The 13,804-nt window shown below is 59.1% G+C and carries 13 protein-coding genes; 2 read left to right on the top strand and 11 right to left on the bottom strand.

Annotation, left to right across the window (positions count from 1 at the left end; all coding sequences use genetic code 11):
* Nucleotides 1-277: 277 nt before the first annotated feature.
* The 3 genes from mutY to ACZF99_RS03755 are packed head-to-tail and all read right to left on the bottom strand — an operon-like array spanning nucleotide 278 to nucleotide 2,083.
* Nucleotides 278-1,507, bottom strand: coding sequence for an A/G-specific adenine glycosylase (gene mutY / locus ACZF99_RS03765; protein WP_483609211.1), 1,230 nt, complete (start codon nucleotides 1,505-1,507; stop codon nucleotides 278-280).
* 12 nt (nucleotides 1,508-1,519) lie between these two features.
* Nucleotides 1,520-1,927, bottom strand: a complete 408-nt coding sequence (gene acpS, locus ACZF99_RS03760; protein ID WP_483609209.1) for a holo-ACP synthase — start codon at nucleotides 1,925-1,927, stop codon at nucleotides 1,520-1,522.
* Nucleotides 1,928-1,945: 18 nt separating this feature from the next.
* Nucleotides 1,946-2,083, bottom strand: coding sequence for a hypothetical protein (locus ACZF99_RS03755; RefSeq protein ID WP_483609207.1), 138 nt, complete (start codon nucleotides 2,081-2,083; stop codon nucleotides 1,946-1,948).
* 118 nt (nucleotides 2,084-2,201) lie between these two features.
* Between ACZF99_RS03755 and ACZF99_RS03750 the strand changes: the two genes are divergently transcribed.
* Entirely contained in the window at nucleotides 2,202-3,107 is a 906-nt protein-coding gene (locus ACZF99_RS03750; RefSeq protein WP_483609205.1) for an AraC family transcriptional regulator, read from the top strand.
* Nucleotides 3,108-3,184: 77 nt separating this feature from the next.
* Here the strand turns inward: ACZF99_RS03750 and ACZF99_RS03745 are convergent, their stop codons facing one another.
* The 7 genes from ACZF99_RS03745 to ACZF99_RS03715 all read right to left on the bottom strand — a co-directional run bounded on the left by ACZF99_RS03745 (nucleotide 3,185) and on the right by ACZF99_RS03715 (nucleotide 10,377).
* Nucleotides 3,185-4,384: an ABC transporter permease gene (locus ACZF99_RS03745; protein ID WP_483609203.1), complete on the bottom strand. Its 1,200-nt coding sequence runs from the start codon at nucleotides 4,382-4,384 to the stop codon at nucleotides 3,185-3,187.
* Nucleotides 4,381-5,070: an ABC transporter ATP-binding protein gene (locus ACZF99_RS03740; protein WP_483609201.1), complete on the bottom strand. Its 690-nt coding sequence runs from the start codon at nucleotides 5,068-5,070 to the stop codon at nucleotides 4,381-4,383. The genes ACZF99_RS03745 and ACZF99_RS03740 overlap by 4 nt, the downstream gene beginning before the upstream one ends.
* Nucleotides 5,067-6,134 carry an efflux RND transporter periplasmic adaptor subunit gene (locus tag ACZF99_RS03735; RefSeq protein WP_483609199.1) on the bottom strand — a complete coding sequence of 356 codons (1,068 nt, stop codon included), beginning with the start codon at nucleotides 6,132-6,134 and terminating at the stop codon, nucleotides 5,067-5,069. The genes ACZF99_RS03740 and ACZF99_RS03735 overlap by 4 nt, the downstream gene beginning before the upstream one ends.
* A 29-nt stretch (nucleotides 6,135-6,163) precedes the next feature.
* Entirely contained in the window at nucleotides 6,164-6,799 is a 636-nt protein-coding gene (locus ACZF99_RS03730; RefSeq protein WP_483609197.1) for a YIP1 family protein, read from the bottom strand.
* A gap of 359 nt (nucleotides 6,800-7,158) precedes the next feature.
* A complete protein-coding gene (gene nadE / locus ACZF99_RS03725) occupies nucleotides 7,159-7,968 on the bottom strand; it encodes an ammonia-dependent NAD(+) synthetase (RefSeq protein ID WP_483609195.1) in 810 nt (269 codons plus the stop codon).
* 141 nt (nucleotides 7,969-8,109) lie between these two features.
* Nucleotides 8,110-8,544, bottom strand: coding sequence for a BrxA/BrxB family bacilliredoxin (locus tag ACZF99_RS03720; RefSeq protein ID WP_483609193.1), 435 nt, complete (start codon nucleotides 8,542-8,544; stop codon nucleotides 8,110-8,112).
* Nucleotides 8,545-8,682: 138 nt separating this feature from the next.
* On the bottom strand, nucleotides 8,683-10,377 hold the full coding sequence (locus tag ACZF99_RS03715) for a two-component system sensor histidine kinase NtrB (RefSeq protein ID WP_483609191.1): 1,695 nt from the start codon (nucleotides 10,375-10,377) through the stop codon (nucleotides 8,683-8,685).
* A gap of 129 nt (nucleotides 10,378-10,506) precedes the next feature.
* Between ACZF99_RS03715 and ACZF99_RS03710 the strand changes: the two genes are divergently transcribed.
* Nucleotides 10,507-11,778: a BaiN/RdsA family NAD(P)/FAD-dependent oxidoreductase gene (locus ACZF99_RS03710; RefSeq protein WP_483609189.1), complete on the top strand. Its 1,272-nt coding sequence runs from the start codon at nucleotides 10,507-10,509 to the stop codon at nucleotides 11,776-11,778.
* Nucleotides 11,779-12,485: 707 nt separating this feature from the next.
* Here the strand turns inward: ACZF99_RS03710 and ACZF99_RS03705 are convergent.
* Nucleotides 12,486-13,784: an ABC transporter permease gene (locus ACZF99_RS03705; protein WP_483609187.1), complete on the bottom strand. Its 1,299-nt coding sequence runs from the start codon at nucleotides 13,782-13,784 to the stop codon at nucleotides 12,486-12,488.
* Between the last annotated feature and the right edge of the window lie 20 nt (nucleotides 13,785-13,804).

The following is a 13,804-nucleotide window of genomic DNA, read 5'->3' as shown; positions in this document are numbered from 1 at the left end:
TATTAGCGCTCCACACCAACGTTCTACGTCCGTGCTTCACATCAAATTCCCAGACTACCAGATCACCAGATCTGCCACCGCGCTGCACATCATCACCAGACTACCAGATCACCAGATGTACCACCGCGCTGCACACCCTCCCTCCAGCCTCCAGCCAAAGAACTGCTTTATTTTGCTTGGCTTCCCGCCTACTACTATGCTCCTCATACCTCGGCTTCCCTGCCTTCTCACTTACCACGTGCGCATGCCGTTCCGCTACCCGCCAGGCTTCTGCCCATTACGAGCCAAAGTATCCCTTCAGAATGCGCAGAAAGACGTTCGGGAACGCCAGGTTGTCCATGTCCTGCCGAGTGATCCAGCGGTACTCGGAGGCCGTGTCATCGGCGACGGCACCGGCGTTGGCCGGGGGCCGGACCGCCGAGCCGGCTGCGCCGCCCGCCGCGTCATACGCCGCGGCGGTCTCGGCCACGGCCGCGGGGCTCATGCCGCCGCCGGCCGCCTCCATTGGAATCTCCGCGTCAAAGCGAAAAACGCGGAGATTCCAATGGATATGGCTGAACGTGTGCTCCGCGTTCAGCAGCGCCCCGCCCGGCCGGGCGGGCACCCCGGCGGCGGCCAGCTCCGCCGCCAGCCGGTCCATCGCCGGGCCGTCGGGCAAGCCGGCGCCTTCGCCCGGCACGGCGCCGGCGGGGATGTGGGGCAGCTCCCACATCCGTGCGAGCAGCCCCGTGTCCGGCCGCCGGCGCACGAGCACGCGGCCGGCCAGCGCCCCGCCGCCTTCGACGAGGGCGGCGAGCCGGTATTCCGGCCGCGGCGGCTTCGCTTTGCTCTTGACCGGCAGGCGCTCCTCCGCGCCTTCGAGCCGGCCGGCGCAACGGGCCATCACCGGGCAGATCAGGCATTGCGGCGACTTGGGCGTGCAAACCAGCGCGCCCAGCTCCATCAGCGCCTGATTGAAATCGGAGGCCCGCCCCTCGGGGATCAGCTCCGCGGCCAATTCCTCCATGAGGGTGCGCGTCCCGACCTTCGCGACGTCCTCCTCGATCAGGAAGTAGCGCGACAGCACCCGCATGACGTTGCCGTCCACCGCCGGCTCCGGGCGGTTAAAGGCGATGCTCAGGATCGCCCCGGTCGTATACGGGCCGACTCCCTTCAAGGCGGATACCTCCGCCTTGTTATCCGGCACGATCCCGCCGTGCCGCTCCATCACCTGCCGGGCTGCTGCTTGCAGATTGCGGGCCCGCGAATAATAGCCAAGCCCCTCCCAGCATTTCAGCACCTCCTCCTCCGGCGCCTCCGCCAGGTCCCGAATCGTCGGGAAACGCTCGATAAACCGCCGGAAATAAGGGATGACCGTATCCACGCGCGTCTGCTGCAGCATGATCTCCGACACCCATATATAATAAGGATCGCGGTGCCTGCGCCAAGGCAGGTCCCGCCTGGACCGCTCGTACCAGCCGAGCAGCTCCGTACTGAAAAATATCCGTGTTTCCCTGTTTCCCCGCATGCTGTTCTCCTTCTATTCCACGCGTTCCACCACGGCAAAGGCCGAAGCTAGTTGCCGCTCATGCGTAATGCTAAGATGTATGGCATACCGGCTGCCCCCCGGGCCTCGGACTCCGGTCAACCCAAGCCGTTCCCAGGCTTCGGGCGTCAAAGTAACCGACGGTTTCCCGCCCGCATCGGGCAAAATCTCCATGTCGGTAAAACCGAGCACCCGGCCGATGCCGCAACCGAACGCCTTGCTGACCGCTTCCTTGGCCGCAAACCGCCCCGCCAGGAACTCCGCCGGCCGGGCAGCTTGTCCCGGCAGTTCCAGCTCCGCCGCAGTCAAAATCCGCCGCCGCAGCCGTTCGCCGACCGCCTTGTGCAGCAAACGCTCCATGCGTTGGATTTCGACGATGTCATGTCCGATTCCGAAAATCAACAGGCAGCCCTTCTTCCCTCACTCTTCGTTTTTCTTCCCGTTTACTTTGCTCCGCTTGCCGGGCCAGGCCCGCAAACGACCGCCTTCCCCATTGTAACAGGGAACCCGCGGCGACGCGAGTCTTGCCGGGGCGTAGCCGGAGCCAAGGCCGGACAAGCTCCCCTCTCCTATATGCTATACTGAAGCTATCTCGTTCTCCCCAACCGCAAGAATGATCAAGAAGCCCGTTCGTCGTTCCGCTATACTTTATCCATAGACCGGTCTGGAGGAAGTTATGAATCAAATCAACACCATTCAACAAAGCATCGATTATATCGAAGCGCGGCTGGGCGAGGAGCTTACGTTGGCCGAGGTGGCCAAGGCGATGTTTTACTCCGAATACCATTTTCATCGGACGTTCCTGTATTTCGTCGGGGATACGATGACGTCCTACGTCCGGAAGCGCAGATTGTCCCAAGCGGCCGAACTCCTGGCGCATTCCGACCAGAAAGTGCTCGACATTGCGCTGTGCTGCGGCTTCAGCTCCCATGAGGCCTTTACCCGGGCTTTCCGCAAAATGTACGGGATTCTGCCGACGGAATGCCGCCGCCGTGGCCGCCCGCCTTACCTAGTGCCCAAGGCCAATCCGCTTCGAGATTTCGTTGCCCAAATTTCTTACGACTGGGGAGATTACGTCATGCAATGCCGTATCGAAAAAGTTCCGTCCCTGCGGATCCTGGGGGTCTCGCTGACAACGACCACGGTGGATGGAGAGAATCACAAGGATATTCCCGCCTTCTGGCAAAAATACATGCGCGAGCAATGGAGCTCGCGCATTCCCGGCAAACTCCGTCCCCACGTTGAACTCGGCGTATGCACCACCCTAGGCGAAGACGGCACGTTCCGCTATATCATCGGCTTTGCGGTCGACGAAGCGGCCGAGGTTCAGGCCGGCCTGACCGAGTACCGCATCCCGCCGGCGACCTATGCGATCTTCACCACTCCGCCGGCCGGCGAAGCCGATTTCACTTCGGCCATCCAGCAGACCTGGGACGAGATCTTCACCAACTGGTTCCCGTCATCCGGGTACGAGCAGGTCGCTGCGCCCGATTTCGAATGGTACGACGAACGCTGCTGGCCGAAGGAAGGCAAACAGATCGATATTTACATTCCGGTTCAGCCCGCAGGATCAAATGCCTAACTCCCGGCTGCTTGCCCGCAATCAAACAACCCGGCTCCTCCATTTGGAGGGCCGGGTTGTTTAACGCGCACGGGTTTTTACTCGTAACGCAGCGATTCGATCGGGTGCAGCTTCGAGGCTTTGTTCGCCGGATACAAGCCGAAGAAGATGCCGACCGCGGCTGAGAATCCGAAAGCGAGCACCATCGCTCCAAGCGATACGACAAACGGCATGCCCGATATCAAAGCGAACGCCCAGGCGGCAAACAGCCCCAGCAGCGCACCAATCGTCCCCCCGATAAACGAGAGAATCACCGCTTCAATCATAAATTGGAGCATGATGGTCCCCGGAGTCGCGCCGATCGCTTTGCGAATCCCGATCTCCCGGGTCCGCTCCGTCACGGAGACCAGCATGATGTTCATAACCCCGATTCCCCCGACGAGCAGGGAAATACCGGCGATGGAGCCGATGATCGTCTGCAGGATGGAGAACGTGCTTTTGATCATCTGCTCGGCATCTTTCGCCGATTCCGAGATATAAGTATCTTTGCTCACGTTCTTCCGTTCCGCCAGCCAGGATTTGATCGTGTCCACCGTCTCGTCCATTCTCTCCGGCGAAGTGGGCAGAACTTCGATCATGCTTAATCGATCGCTCGGCGCGTCTCCGTCCGTAGGCATGGCCGTAATCGGCGCGTAGGCGGAATATCGCGCCCCGTTCATTCCGCTCATAAGGCTCTCCTGTACCTTGTACACCCCAACAATCCGGAATGCCCCTCCGGATAGCTGGACTTTCCGCCCGATCGCTCCTTGCGGAGACCCAAACGCTTTATCCGCGTATTTGGCTTCGACCACAATGGTCTTTTGACGCGCCCGTTCCTCCTGAGAATTGAAAAAGCGCCCCGCCACAATGTCGACTTTTTGCAGTTTGGGCATTTCCGAAGTCGTCCCGGTAATGCTGAATTGCAAATCTTCCTTCTTGAATTTGCCGGTCATGCCGTAGGTAGACGACGCCGAAACGTAGCGTACTCCCGGCAGTTTACGAATCTCAGCCAATTCCCGCTGCCGGAAATAGGTATTGTCATCGGGATCCCCGTTGTTATAGTTCGGGTAAACCAGGAAATATCCGTCCTCATAACTCGACATCTCGGACATGATCGAGCTTTGACCGGCCTGCCCGATCGACACGACCGTGACCACCGCAGCAACGCCGAACACGATGCCGATCATCGTCAGGAAGGAACGCAGCTTGTTCATTCGGAGATTGTCCAGGGCAACAAGGATGCTCTCCCAAATGCTCATAGGCTCACACTTCCTTTACGTTTGTCGCTCAAGATCCGGCCGTCCCCAAACGTAATGATCCGGTCGGCGTGTTCGGCGATATCCGGCTCGTGGGTGACGAGCACGATCGTCGTACCTTCGTCATGGATCTGTTTGAACAGCGCCATGATTTCATGGGACGATTTCGTATCCAGGTTCCCGGTCGGCTCGTCGGCCAGCAGGATCGGCGCATTCATCGTCAGCGCCCGGGCGATCGCTACCCGCTGCTTCTGCCCGCCGGAGAGCTCATTCGGCCGGTGCTTGACCCGTTCGGCCAACCCAACCCTGTCCAGCAGCTCAAGCGCCCGTTCATTGCGTTTCTCCCGGGAAATGCCGGCGTACATCATCGGCAGCGTGACGTTTTGCAAGACCGTTTGTCGGCCCAGCAGATTAAAGCTTTGGAACACGAAGCCGATTTTGCGGTTACGCACCTTGGACAGCTCTTCCTCGCTTAGGGACTGCACCGGGTCCCCGTCCAGTTCATAGCTGCCGGAGGTTGGGATGTCCAGGCAGCCGATAATGTTCATCAGCGTCGATTTGCCGGAGCCTGACGAGCCCATGATGGCCACGAACTCGCCTTTTTCGATATGCAGGTCGAGCGGCATTAAAGCCTGCACCTCGAGCGGGCCGTTTTTGTAGACTTTGGTAATGCCCGTCAGCGTAATCATTTCACCTTCACCTTAGCGCCATCCTGCAGTTTGTCGCCGCCCTCCACCACGATGAGGTCGCCTGCAGCCACCCCCGTGACCAGTTCGATTTGGTCTTCGCCTTCCTTGCCCGTCGTAACCAGCACCTTGACGGCAACTCCGTCTTGGATCTTAAAGACGTAGGCCTGCTCACCTTCGTACTGGACCGCACTGAGGGGCGCGAGCAACCGCTCCTTGTCGGGAATCTCCATTTCCACCGTCACGTTATAACCCGGCCGAAGCTCCGGCGATACTTGATTCAGGCTGACCTTCATCTCCACCGTCGTATCCTTGGAGGTCGGTTCGGACAGCCCCGCCGTAGGCGCCAGATAAGAGATGGTGCCCTCATAACTGTCCGCGAAGGCTTCGCCGGTAACAACGGCCTTCATCCCTTGCGCCGCTTTGCCCGCATCCAGCTCGTTCAGGTACGCCGTTACTTTAAGGCCGCTCACATCGGCAATCTTCGCGATTTCGCCGCCTTCGGCAATCATCTGGCCCGCGTTTGCCGATAGCGAGGTAATCACGCCGTCCGCCGGAGCCAGGAGCTGCTGGTTCGCGAGCTGCTTCTCCAGGGAGTCGATCGTTAGCTGACTGGAGCGGATTCGCAGGTCGTAGGCGGTGAGATCGAGCTCTTTCGGCTCCTGGTCCGAGTTCTCGCTTTGCGCTTGCTTGAAGCTTTCAAAATGCTGCTTCTTGGCCGCCAGCCGCTCCGCCTCGGTCAGTTGCAGGTTAATCCGCTCCTTCTCCAGTTGCTCCCTGACTTGCTCCATCCCCAGCGTCAGCAGGACCTGCCCCTTCTTGACCGCATCGCCCTGCTTCACCTTTACCGCTTCCACCACGCCGCTTGCCGGCGCGTACACCGCGGTCGTCTGTCCCGGCTCCAGCTTGCCGTTCGTAAAGATCTGCTCGACGATCTTTCCCATGCCTACTTCCGCGGTTCTCACTTCAACCGCACGATTCAGCCCCACCATATTGGCAGCCACCAGCACGATGACGGCTAACCCGACGACGGCGCCCCAAAACCATTTTTTCTTGAACAAGTCCATCACCTATCCTATTATGTATAATTCCGGACTTAAACCAGCAGCAGCGAGCCCAACGACATGACGAGCCAAGCTGCGATAATCCAGGTGGCCAACGTTTTGCGCGGCCGTTTCATGATCACGGAGGAACCGATGATATACAGCACCAGGCTCCAGATGGAGAATGGATTAATCAGAGACAATAAGCGGTACATCTGGCTGGATTTATCGGCGACAAAAGCCCCCAAGCTAAGCGAAACATCCGTTGCCGACTGCACGTCCATCGTCATGACCAGGATCCCCGTAATCAAGCTGCCCACAAGGCCCGGCAGGGCGGAAAATGCGGCGATGGACACGAACTGCATGTACTTGCCTTCCCCGCGCACTACCAGATTGAGCAGCATCAGCAGCAGACCCGTTATAAACATGGTGATCACCGGCATAATGACACCCATGACGTAAGCGGATGTTTTGGCTGCGGACACAAATGTGTCCTGCATCGCGGCATCCATCTGTTGGTTTTGGAACTGCCGTTGAAATTCCTTCTCCAACGCGGGCATCTGCATGTAGATCACGACAACGGACACAACCACCAGCACCGCAAGCGCAAAGAGCCAGGCGCTCTTACTCTCCCGTACCCGCTTAAACGTTTCCTCGGGCGCCGTAAAAATCGTAAATACGTTTTTCAATGAAACCCCTCCCTCAAATCTCCCAAACTGAACTCCATCCTAATACTACTTCCCAGTAAAAAAATAAACAATGGATCATGTTATATATACGGACAAAGTCGTAAAGAGATTCAGAGGCGGTTCCATCCGCAAGCTCGCGCACGCCGCAGCAGGTAGAAATTTCATCCTGTCTCCCTGCATTATAACGTTAACGCGCACCGCCGCCACAGGCCCGGGTCCGGGATTCGTACTAGACTTAAGTCCAAGTCCAATCGCTCGTAAAAAAAAAGACGCGGGCCGCCGGGCTTCCCGCCCGGGCCCGCGTTTCGCGTCCTCAATTCTCGGCATCCGACCCGCTCCGGCCGAAGTCCGCCCTTGAATCAAATGCCCGGGATCGGGCTGCGTTTGTGCTCCGTCTTCCGGTAGAACGACTCCAGCCGCTCTTGGACCGCCGGATCCACCGGCTTGCCTTCGAGATAATCGCTGTTATCGTCATAGCTGATCCCGAGCTCATTCTCGTCCGTCTGCCCTTCCCACAGGCCAGCGGTCGGCGCCTTGTCGATCACGATTCGCGGCACGCCGAGACGGGCGGCAAGCTGTCGGACCTGACGTTTGTTGAGCGAGCTGAGCGGCGTAATGTCGACCGCGCCGTCGCCCCACTTCGTGTAAAAGCCGGTGATCGCCTCGGAAGCGTGGTCGGTGCCGACAACGAGCAGGCCCAGCTCGAACGCCAACGCATATTGCATGACCATCCGCGTCCGCGCCTTGATGTTGCCTTTGCCTTGCGGGCTCAGGTGACGGGACTTTCCGATATTTTTCAGACCGTGTTCGACTTCAAGGGCCATTTCGTCCACGGCTTCCTCGATGTTCGTCTCCACCTTGTGTTCCAACCCAAACGCCTTGGCCACCTCGTAGCTGTGATCGATGTCCTCCTGCGTCCCGTAAGGCTGGAATACACCGAGCGTCATGTACGGTTGACCGGTCTCCTGCGTCAGCTCGTCCGTTGCCCGTTTGCACAAGCCGGCGGTTACCGCGCTGTCGATCCCGCCGCTGATTGCGATCAACAGGCCGGTCGCGCGCGCGGCTTTGACCTGCTCCTTCAAAAAGTCGACGCGCCGGCGAATCTCCTCATCCACGTCAATGACGGGCTTGACGCCCAACCGTTCGATAATTTCCTGCTGCAGGCTCATACGTTAACCCCTCCACATCCAATATAACATCTTATGTAAATCGTGATTCCCAAATCTAAAAACGCCCCGGCCCATCCGGGCGAACCCGGATGGCGGAGCGAAATCGGCAAGCGGATCGGCCGCAAGCCGATACCGGGCCTACTACCGGCAGAACCGGTCGAACGCGCTGGTCAGATCGGCGGCGATTTCCTCGGCCGAGCGATCTTCAATTTGGTGGCGTTCGATGAAGTGGACGAGTTCCCCGTCCTTCATCAAAGCGATGGAAGGCGAAGAAGGCGGATACGGCGCGAAATATTCGCGGGCTTTGGCCGTCGCTTCCTTATCTTGCCCCGCAAACACGGTGAACAAGTGATCCGGCGTCAGATCATGCTGAAGCGCCTTCGCTACCCCCGGACGGCATTGTCCCGCGGCGCAGCCGCAAACGGAGTTGACGACGACCAGCGCCGTTCCCTTCGCGCTTGGCAGCTTCTCTTCGACTTCCTCCGGCGTGCGCAATTCTTGAACGCCCAACACGGTCAACTCGTCTCTCATCGGTTGCACCATGTCTCTCATATATTGGTCAAATGACATCGACATTCCCATCACTCCTTATGCAATTATAACACGGCCCTTAGCGAGCGCCGCATCCGCGTCGCCCTTAGCCAGATTAATATTATTATACATTCATAAGGAAGGAAAGCAACTCTGCCCTGCCGCCCTCCCGCTCGTCCGGTTTTAGGAAAACGGGAAGAGGACGGTAAACGTCGTGCCCTGGCCCTCCGACGAATCGACGCTGATTTTGCCGCCGTGACGTTCGACAATGCTGAGGCATAAAGCTAATCCAAGTCCCGTTCCCTTTGCTTTCGTGGTGAAAAACGGCTCGAACAACTTCTCCCGCTGTCCGGGAGGAATCCCGGGCCCCGTATCGCTAACAAGCAGCAACCCGCCCTGATCGGCCACCCGGGTCTCCAGCGTCAGTTGCCCCTTCTCTTCCATCGCTTCCATCGCGTTGCGCGACAGATTCAAAATCAACTGCTTGATCTCCTTGGCATTCAACAGCAGCGTAGGCATCCGGTCATCCAATTTGACCTCGATCGTTTGGCCGCGAAGGTTCGCATCGGCCCAAAGCAGCGGCGTCAACTCTGTGATGATGTCGTGAAGATGGCATTTCTCGCTTTCGACCGGACGATTCTGCGCCAGGGATAGAAAATCGCTGATGATGCCGTTAGCCCGGTCCAGCTCCTCCATGACGATGCGATAATAATGATCAAGCATTGGCGGGCTTTTCTCCCGCATCAATTGCAGGAACCCTCGGACCACCGCCATCGGATTGCGGATTTCGTGCGTAATGCCGGCGGCCATTTGGCCGACCAGACTGAGCCGCTCCACATGGTTCAGCTCCATGCGGAGCGTTTCCAATTCGGTGATATCCTGGACGATCGCCACTGCGCCGATGACTTCCTTGGAATGGCTTTTTTGAATCGGCGAAGTACTGGTAAAATAAATGTGATCGTTGGCTTTGATCAGGTCGGTCATTTTCGTCTGGCCCTCCAGCGATTGCTCGACCCGGGAGGCGATCGACTCGATCGGAACGCCGCTGAGCACTTCGTCCAGCCTGCGCAGCAGCAAATCCTCGCGTCGCAGATCCTCCGGCTCCTCGCGGTACGTCCGGTATAATTGGAGAAACGTGTCATTTATCGATATAATATAGCTTTGTTGATCCAGTAATACGATACCGAGCGGAGCGGCGTCCATCATCTGCTGAAGCTTCTCCGCTTCCCGGAAGTATTCGCGCGACAGCTGCAGCACTTGGCCGCGCAGCTTCTCCTTCTCCAGCGTGCTTTCAATCATGTACACGAACAAGCTGCCGACCAGCATCGTCACGAACACGTTAACGAGCCAAATCGATAACGCGCTCAGGTCGGAATTTAGCGACATGCTTCCGGCCATAAACGGAGACAAGCCGGTCATCGTCTCCCCGCCCATAAAGAAGAGGGAAAGGATGGCCACTTTGCCCTGGCGGCCGGTTCTTTTGAAATAGCGGGAAGTGAGCAGAACAAAGGGATACAGCAGCACTCCCGTTTCCATGATGAACCCGGCAAGGGTGTAATTTACTGCAAACAGAGGATGGAGGATGACATGTGCCACGGCCAAGACAATCCCGTCCCGAAACCTGCCGTACAGCATCAGGGCAAACAGGGGTAAAATTCCGAAATTCAGCGGAATCACGTCCCATAACCGCGAGGCGAAGATGTCGCACAGCAGCGCGCTGCACCAGCAGGTATACGTTAAACCTATAGCGAAGGGATGCCTCTTGGCGGTACGGTTGTGCTGCCCGTAACAATTGCTTTTTTCAAAGGTCAGCGGAAACAGAAAGGCAGGCAAGCTGGCGATCAGCACTTGAAGCATGATCTCTTTTACAGCATCCACGTTCTCCCTCCTCAGGCGGAAGAATACAAGAATACAACTCTAGTTTCGATTAAATCATAGCCGACAAAGTTTTACAATAATGCATAGTTTAGAAAATAGTAAGAAAGTACAAATAGAGAGGATACGGATATGAAAAAAGTCGACGTAATCGTCATCGGCGGCGGCCCATCCGGGCTGATGGCCGCCATCGCGGCGGCGGAACAGGGAGCGGACGTAGCGCTCCTCGACAAAGGGGACAAGCTGGGGAGAAAGCTCGGCATTTCCGGCGGCGGACGCTGCAACGTGACCAACAACAAGGACATCGACGAGCTGATCGCTTACATTCCGGGCGGGGGACGGTTTTTGTACAGCGCATTCTCCCTGTTCAGCAACCGGGATATTATCGCGTTCTTCGAAAATCTGGGCATCGCGCTCAAAGAGGAGGATAACGGACGGATGTTCCCGGTGTCCGACAAGGCCAAAACGGTGGTCGACGCGCTGATCGGCAAAGCCCGTTCGCTTGGCGTCCGGCTGCTCGTCCACCACCCCGTCCGGGAGATCCGTTACGAGGAAGGTCGCGTAAGCGGTGTTGTGCTGGCTTCCGGGGAGTTCATGGCGGCCCGGGCGGTGATCGTGGCCACGGGCGGACGCTCGGTGCCCCACACCGGTTCGACCGGCGACGGGTATCCGTGGGCGCAGGCCGCCGGCCACTCGATCACCGAGCTGTATCCGACGGAGGTGCCGATCGTATCCCGGGAGCCGTTCATCCAGAGCCGGGAGCTGCAAGGGTTATCGCTGCGCGACGTGAAGCTGTCCGTGCTGGGGCCGAAGGGAAAGCCGGTCGTCAGCCATCGCGGCGACATGCTGTTCACCCATTTCGGCTTGTCCGGCCCGATCGCCCTGCGCTGCAGCGGCTTCATCCGCGGCATCAAGCAGAAAAACGGCGGCTCCGACGTCACCATGACGATCGACCTGTTCCCGGACGAATCGGCGGCCGAACTGGAGCAGCGCTTGCGCCGGCTGGCGGCGGAGGAACCGAAAAAAGCGCTGAAGAACGTGCTGAAAGGCACGATTCCCGAGCGCCTGCTGCCCTTGCTGTTCACCCGGGCGGAACTCGCGGCGGACACAACCTATGAGCACCTGCCCAAAGAACCTTGGCAGGCATTCGTGTCCGTGCTGAAGTCGTTTACGCTTCAGGTGAGCGGCACCCGCTCCTTCGAGGAGGCGTTCGTGACCGGCGGCGGCGTCAATCTGAAAGAGGTCGACCCGCGCACGATGGGCTCGAAGCTGATGGATGGCCTCTACTTCTGCGGCGAGGTCTTGGACATCCACGGCTATACCGGCGGCTACAACATCACGGCGGCCTTCGCCACCGGTTATACCGCCGGGCACCATGCCGGGCAAGAGGCGCGGCAAGCTTGAGGGCTAAAGTGCGGGAAGGGAAAGCAGGCCTTCCCGCTTCCCGCGTCTAACGGGAGAGCGGCCTCTTAACGGAAGGGCTCGGCCTCTTAGCAGGAGGTTCGGCGTTATTGGCAGGGTTCGGTGTTATTGGCTGGGTTCGGCGTTATTGGCTGGGTTCGGCGTTCTAACGGAACCTGGAGCCGCTATTTGTTCGTATTTCAGATGTCTCCATTTCTAACGGAACGACGAGACCTTATTCCGGGCAAATGCAGATAAATCTCCGCCGTATGAGGCCAATAAGCTCTCTGGGTTCCGTTACAGCGGGAAATAGCCGGGAAATGAATGAATAAGGGCGCTACGTTCCGTTAGAAGTCGGGCCGCGGTGGTGGTGACGGCGGCTTCTTTGCTTAAGATGCTTCAGCCGCATGGCCTCGGTTGCCAATACTTGAGATGCTTCAGCCGCATGGCCTCGGTTGCCACCAGCTTCTATTACTTGAGATGCTTCAGCCGCTATGGCCTCGGCTGTCATCAGCTTATGTTGCCCGGGATACATCAACCACTCTGGCCCAAGCCGCGACACCTACACAACTCCGTTCCCGCTTTGGCTTCTGCGGGTGAATACCGTCGACGGGTTGCGATATACGGCCGAAACGCTGCTTTAGCGTCCGACTTTGCCTAGTGCAGGCGAACAACGTCCGGGTTCCTTGCCGGCAGCCTTCTTCAGCGGCTTAACCGGACCGCGGACGGCGTCCGAAGGCCAGCCCGATTCCGCGGGCAAAACCGCCCAGCCACCGGGTGATTAGCACGCCGCAGGCCGCGCCGGCCGGCAGGGCCCAGAGCGGCGGAAACAGCTGGGCGCCAAGCGCCGCCGTCCATACGACGACCGCCGGCAGCAGCAGCAGTTTCATCGCCGGTGCGGCGCTACGGTATTCCAGCGATTCCTCCAGCGGAAGGATCGACATGAGCTCGCGCTCGAAGAAAGCTCTCCGATGGCCGCCCAGCCAATATAGCAGCAGCAGCAACAGAGCGGCGTAAACGATCAGATTTACCGCAGGATAGGGCGGCAGCAAGATGGCTGCCAGTCCGGCCAGCGTCATCTGAGCGTACAGTTTCCATTCGCTGCCGCGGAAGAAAGCTTTGACGAGCGCCTCGGCGACGCGGGCTTCCGGCAACCGTGAGCGCGTCAGACGGCGCAGGCGGCGGAATAGCCAAGGCTTGGCGCCGCCGGGCCGAGGGGCTTTGGGGCGTTCGACCGCCGAAGCGAGGAGCAGCGCGGTCAGCCTCGTGCGCTGCCGCTCCTCCTCGCGCACTTCGGCGTCGAAGCGGCCCCGCAGGCGGAAGCGGAGCCAGCCGAGCGCGCCGGCGAGCAGCGCAAGCACCGGCAAGGCGACCGCAACCGCCGGCGCAGCGGGCTGCCCGGCTCCCGCTGCGCCGGCCCAAACGGCCCAAGCCCCGAACCCCGCCGCCAGCGTCGAATAAGCCAGCGAACGCAGCAAGAGATGACGCCAGCCTGTGGTCAATACGCCAAGCAACTGCTGGAGCAGCATTTGGACGATCTTTGCGGCATACGCTACCGCGTATAGCTCCGCAATGGCCGCCCAGCTCATCCCGTAGACGCGAACCAGCAGCGGGCAAAGCACAGCGATGGCGGCGGCCAGCACCGCGGCTTGAACGGCGGCGGATGCGGTTAGCCCGCGCAGCATCAATCCCTTAATCCACCGCGGTCGCTGCCGCAAAAACAGCACGTCCGCCGCTTCGATATAGAAAGAAATCCCGCCGCTGCTATACAGAAGCAACAGCAGCAGAACCGGGATGATCGGGTAGGGCAACTGGACCAGCCAAGCCGGCAGCTCTTCCCGCCACAGTCCATAATACGCCCGGCCGCCAAGCAGCAGGCCGGGGATGCCGAGATACAAAAGAATCGTCAAATCAAACGTAAACTTCAAGACGCCGAGCTTCTCCCGAAACCGGTCCCGCCAGCGCCGGACAAACAGACGCCGAGCCGTCATGGATGTGATGCTTTTCATCGCTCCCACCTCCCCTCTTC

The organism is Paenibacillus sp. JL3B1040 (assembly GCF_057063165.1).
This window is presented reverse-complemented; position numbering and strand designations above follow the sequence as displayed.

What these genes read in the sequence shown, in the direction of transcription:
- mutY (WP_483609211.1), bottom strand. Translation starts at nt 1,507, where the DNA reads ATGCGGGGAAACAGGGAAACACGGATATTTTTCAGTACGGAGCTGCTC.
- ACZF99_RS03750 (WP_483609205.1), top strand. Translation starts at nt 2,202, where the DNA reads ATGAATCAAATCAACACCATTCAACAAAGCATCGATTATATCGAAGCG.
- ACZF99_RS03745 (WP_483609203.1), bottom strand. Translation starts at nt 4,384, where the DNA reads ATGAGCATTTGGGAGAGCATCCTTGTTGCCCTGGACAATCTCCGAATG.
- ACZF99_RS03740 (WP_483609201.1), bottom strand. Translation starts at nt 5,070, where the DNA reads ATGATTACGCTGACGGGCATTACCAAAGTCTACAAAAACGGCCCGCTC.
- ACZF99_RS03735 (WP_483609199.1), bottom strand. Translation starts at nt 6,134, where the DNA reads ATGGACTTGTTCAAGAAAAAATGGTTTTGGGGCGCCGTCGTCGGGTTA.
- nadE (WP_483609195.1), bottom strand. Translation starts at nt 7,968, where the DNA reads ATGAGCCTGCAGCAGGAAATTATCGAACGGTTGGGCGTCAAGCCCGTC.
- ACZF99_RS03720 (WP_483609193.1), bottom strand. Translation starts at nt 8,544, where the DNA reads ATGTCGATGTCATTTGACCAATATATGAGAGACATGGTGCAACCGATG.
- ACZF99_RS03710 (WP_483609189.1), top strand. Translation starts at nt 10,507, where the DNA reads ATGAAAAAAGTCGACGTAATCGTCATCGGCGGCGGCCCATCCGGGCTG.
- ACZF99_RS03705 (WP_483609187.1), bottom strand. Translation starts at nt 13,784, where the DNA reads ATGAAAAGCATCACATCCATGACGGCTCGGCGTCTGTTTGTCCGGCGC.